The sequence below is a fragment of the Streptomyces apricus genome, assembly GCF_008369065.1.
GTDB classification, from domain to species: Bacteria; Actinomycetota; Actinomycetes; order Streptomycetales; family Streptomycetaceae; genus Streptomyces; species Streptomyces apricus.
In genome coordinates this window covers 1-4252 of record NZ_VDFC01000118.1, presented here as the reverse complement: position 1 = coordinate 4252, position 4252 = coordinate 1, and the positions used below count along the sequence as shown (strand labels likewise).

Below are 4252 nucleotides of genomic sequence, written 5' to 3'. Positions count from 1 at the left end.
GGGTCGCGGCGGCCGTACGGCCGTGTCCGCCGACCGCCCCGGGCTTCCCCGGCGTCTCACCCTCCTGCCGGGTCTCGCCCTCGGCCGGAGCGGCCGTCATCGTGCCGCCGGCCGCGGACGCGGCCTTCGGCGAACCGCCGGGCCGCAGCGCCCCCTTGCCGGGGCCGCCCGGTGCGGGCGAGCCCTTGCGGGCGGCGCCCTTTGCGGACGTCCGCCTGGCCGGGCCGCCCTTGGGGGGCGTGGCCGGCCCGGGGTCCTCCGGAGCCGGGCCGCTCGCCGCGGCGGCTTCGTCGGTGGTTTCGGCCTTGGTCTCGGCGGTGGCGCCGTCGGCATCGGCCGCGGCCTGCGCAGGAACGCTCGCCGCGGCGCCAGTCCGTGCTAGACCGGACGCGGCGGAGGCGGGGTCGGCCGCCTTCGCGGGGGCCCCGGCCGTGTCCTCCGCCTCGGCGGCGGCGGTGGTGTCGTCGCCGGAGCCGGACCCGACCTCTGCCTGACCCTGTGCCTGCGCTTCGGTCTCGGTCTCGGTCTCGGTCGAGCCGTCCGCCGCAGTCGCGTCGGCATCGCCGTCGGTGCCCGCGGCCGGTCCGGTGACGGCCGCTCCGGCCAGCCGCTCCAGCGCCGCGTTGGCCTTCACGTAGAGGACCGAGGCCGCCGAGGACGCCGCGAGGGCGGCCTGGACCGTCGCCGTGGTGGCCTCTGGCACCGCCGCCTCGGACGCCGTACCGGCGGCTTCCCCGGAACCCGCGGTCCCGGCCGTCGCCGCGTCGGCCTCCGCCTCCGCCTCCGCGGCGGTCAGCTCCGGGACCGGCGCGGTCGTCTCTATCTCCAGCAGCCGGCGGCCCTCCAGCGCGGTGGCGCGCTCGGTCTCCGCCGTGGCGTACCGCCGCAGCAGCGCGGCGTGTTCGTTGCGCAGCCCGGCCAGTTCGGTCCGCTTGGCGCGCAGCCGCTGCTCCAGCTTGGTGCGCAGCTCGCGCGACTCCTCCAGATCGCTCTCCAGTTCGGCGACCCGCTCCTCGTGACGCCACTCGTCGCTCGCACGCCCGCGTGCGAGGTCTGCGACGCGCCTGCCCGCCGACGCGTCCCAGCGGCGCATGACGACCGCGCCGACGACGGCCGTCAGCGCGGCGGCCGCGGCCAGTCCGCGCAGCACCCAGGGTGCGGAGAACAGCCATGGCCCCACGGCGCAGACGGCGGAGACGCCCGCGATCGCCGAGGGGGGCAACAGCCGGTGCAGAGGTGGGGAATGGCGGTGACGTCCTCGTGGCATGGCCAGAAACTTACCGCGCGTAGGCGAATGATGGTGCCCCGTGAGACAAAAACGCAGCCACACCGAAACCTTCCCACCGTCCCTTCACCCGAAAATTGCCGCACGGGCCCCTTATGGCCCGTCACCCGGCCCCCGCACCGGCCCGCACACCCGTGTCGCCGACGGCCCCCGGCAGTCCGCGGACGGTCCGCCGGCAGTCCGCGGACGAGCGCCCAACTGCCGCGCGGTTTCCCCGGAGTCGGACGTTTCGTATTCGGGAGATCGAAAAGGGGACGCGGCCCGGGGATGAATTCCACGGCCCGGCCGCGTATTCGCGAACGGCTTCGGCAGCGCTCCCGGCCGGCGTCGGCTCAACGCCCGTCCAGCCGCCGGCTGAGCCACTCCAGGGTCGCCGGGATCTCCCGCCGCCAGGTGTTGAAGTTGTGCCCGCCGCTGTCGAGGACGATCGACGAGATCCGGGTCGGTCGCTTCGCCGCGACCAGGTCGACGAACCGCAGCGTCTCCCGGTAGTTGTCCTCGCCGTGCCGGCTGGTGCTGACGAGCAGTGAGGTGTCGGGAGCGGGGTGGCGTTCCAGGTACCGGAACAGGTCGGCGTCGTCGCGCAGTTGCCCGTCCCCGTGGAAGAGGTCGCCCGTCGTCGCGTCGCGCGGCGGACGGTAGTACGGGGAGAGGCCCGCCCCGGCGGCGTACGTCCGCGGGTGATGGATCGCGAGCTTCAGCGCGCAGTAGCCCCCCGTCGAGTCGCCGACCACGCCCCAGCCCCGCGCTCCCCCGGCCACCCGGTAGTGCCGCGCCACGGCCTCGGGGAGGTCCTCGGCGAAGAAGGACTCGGTCCGCGGGCCGCCGGGGACGTCCACGCACTCGGTGTCGCGCGGCGGCGCCACGGTCGGCCGCATCATGACCAGGATCATCGGCCGCATCCTGCCGCTCGCGGCCAGCGCGTGGGCGGTCTGCGGATAGTGCAGGCCCTTGACGAGCGCCGCCGCCGTCCCCGGATAGCCGGTGAGCACGACGGCGGCCGGGAACGCACGGGTGCGGTGGCGCGGCTGGAAGTACTCCGGCGGCAGATAGACGTACGCGGGGCTCGCGAGGTGCGTCCGGCGGCCCACCACACGGACCTCCTGGAGCCGGCCGCCGATCTGCGGCCGCGCCCCGCCCGGCACGTTGACCCGCCGGGTGCCGACCACCTCCAGCGACCCGGCCCCGGCGTCGTGGTCGGCCACGACGCCCTGTCCCGACTCCCGGCCGAACAGGTCGGCCCAGCTCGCGTAGAAACCGAAGGCCTGGTTGGCGCCCAGGCCGACCGAGGCGAGGACGGCGACCTGAGTGGTCGTCAGCACGGCGATCCGCCCCGCCACGACGAGCGCGCCGCCGCGCGCCAGCCGCGGCCAGGACCACACCGTGCCGGCGAACAGCAGTACGGCCGAAAGGACCACCAGTGCCAGCACCTTGTCGCTCGTGAGACCCATGGGCTGTTCCCGTCCGCGCTTTCCGACCGGTGGGCCGGCGCCGCCCTCACGGTGCCTTGCACAGGTCTTTCCTCACCCTTTGGAGCGGCTTTCCCGAGGCGAGTGAACCTGGTTCCCCAGGACTCCGTCCTAGAGGGCGCAATGTCGCCGGATGCCGGATTGGCACCGGATTCAAGGTCTCTCGCAGAACCACGGGATGCGATGTCTGTCAGGATAGATCGGGAGAAGTCCGGCGACGTTCCGCAACGGACGCGCCGCTCCCGGGCGGTGCTCCGCGGTTCGCGAGCGGCACTGCGCGGATCCCGGACGGCGCTCCGGGGGCCGCGTCCCGAGACCGTCCCCGCCTGGACCGCCGGGGCCTGCGCCCTCGTGGGGGTCCTGGACGTCGCCGCGGGCGTCGTCCCGCGCTTCCGGCACGGCGGCGCGCAGACCCTCGTCGAGGTGCCACCGGGCGCGCTCGACCCGTCCGCCGCCGCCCTGTCGCTCGGCGCGGGCGTCCTGCTGCTGCTCCTGGCCCACGGGCTGCGCCGGCGCAGGCGGCGGGCGTGGCGGGCCGCGGTGGTGCTCCTCCCGGCGGGCGCGCTCGCCCAGTTCGCCCACCGGCACTCCCTCGCCGGCGTCCTCGTCCCGCTCGCGCTGCTGGCCGTGCTGCTGCGCCACCGGGACGGGTTCACGGCGCCGCCCGGCCCGCGCAGCCGCTGGCGGGCGGTGGCCAACTTCGTCCTGATGGGCGCCGGTTCGCTCGTCCTCGGCCTGGTCGTCGTCAGCGTCCACCCGGACCGCATGGTCGGCGACCCGAGCTTCGCGGACCGCATCGAGCACGTGCTGTACGGGCTGTCGGGCCTCCGGGGGCCCCTCGACTACACCGGCGCCACGTCCTCGACGGTGGCCCTCTCGCTCGGCGCGCTCGGCCTGCTGACCGCCGTGACCACGGTCCACCTGGCCTTACGCCCCGAGCACCCGGCGACGCGCCTCACCGAGGACGACGCGGCACGGCTGCGCGCCCTGCTGGACGAACACGGCGGACGCGACCCGCTCGGCCGCTGCGCGCTCCGCCGCGACCGGGCGGTCGTCTTCTCGCCGAGCGGCAGGGCGGCCGTGACCTACCGCGTCGTCTCCGGAGTGATGCTCGCCGACGGCGACCCGATCGGCGACGCCGAGGCCTGGCCGGGCGCGATCGAACGCTTCATGGACGAGGCCGTCGCGCACTCCTGGACGCCCGCCGTGACGGGCTGCTCCGGGACGGGCGTCGAGGTGTGGACCCGCGAGACCGGCCTCGACGCCCTCGGACCGGACGCCGGGGCGGTGCGGGGGACCGCGGATCTCTCCCTGGCCGGACGCACGATGCGCACCGTACGCCGGAGGATGAGGCGCATCGGGCGGACCGGCCACGGGACCCGGGCACGGCGTGTCCGTGACCTCGGCGAGGACGCACCGGACCGGGCTGCGGACCCGGCCCCGAACGGACTCCTCGTCGTGGCGGCCCCGCAGGCCGGGGGCTTCCTGGACCCCGCCC

3 protein-coding genes are annotated in these 4252 nt (G+C 75.6%); 1 reads left to right on the top strand and 2 read right to left on the bottom strand.

Going from position 1 to position 4252, the window contains the following annotated elements; genetic code table 11:
• Both FGF04_RS41545 and FGF04_RS38220 read right to left on the bottom strand, forming a co-directional pair.
• Nucleotides 1-1267 (bottom strand): hypothetical protein (locus tag FGF04_RS41545; protein WP_235882726.1); only part of this gene is annotated, 1267 nt, incomplete at its 3' end.
• A gap of 350 nt (nucleotides 1268-1617) precedes the next feature.
• A complete protein-coding gene (locus tag FGF04_RS38220; protein WP_149515989.1) occupies nucleotides 1618-2736 on the bottom strand; it encodes an alpha/beta hydrolase in 1119 nt (372 codons plus the stop codon).
• 201 nt (nucleotides 2737-2937) lie between these two features.
• Between FGF04_RS38220 and FGF04_RS38215 the strand changes: the two genes are divergently transcribed.
• Nucleotides 2938-4252: phosphatidylglycerol lysyltransferase domain-containing protein (locus FGF04_RS38215; protein ID WP_149515988.1), on the top strand; the 1315-nt coding region annotated here is incomplete at its 3' end.

Bases quoted from the DNA above. Each gene is read 5' to 3' on its own strand.
- FGF04_RS38220 (WP_149515989.1), bottom strand. From the start codon at position 2,736: ATGGGTCTCACGAGCGACAAGGTGCTGGCACTGGTGGTCCTTTCGGCC.